The organism is Streptococcus sp. KR (assembly GCF_002238115.1).
GTDB lineage: Bacteria > Bacillota > Bacilli > Lactobacillales > Streptococcaceae > Streptococcus.
The window spans coordinates 1-314 of the sequence record NZ_NGVM01000225.1; the positions used below are offsets into that span (position 1 = coordinate 1).

General features: G+C 33.1%; 1 pseudogene. It reads left to right on the forward strand.

The features are described 5' to 3' along the window. Window positions 1-314: pseudogene (locus CBI42_RS11695) on the forward strand (thiol-disulfide isomerase); the annotation flags it as partial.

Genomic DNA, 314 nt, shown 5'->3' on the forward strand with positions numbered 1-314 from the left:
ATGGAGCTATTCGATTGGATGGAGGAATTGACTCCATAGAGATAAAAGGAGATATCGATTTCAAAATATCGCATCCTGGACGGAATGGGGTTACTGCTTATTTTGAAATAGAGATAGATGGTAAAATAACTAGTGCACTATATGAATTGGATAAGAACTTTGATTTAGTTTCTAGCGCCTATTTTCAAATAAATGAAAAAAATATAAATGAGAGAGTGAACATCTCTCAATCCGAAGAAGATCGCCTATTAAAAATTATTCAAAAAGAGCTTGAGGATTTCATGGAAAAGATGTATCAGACTTTGTATGGATAG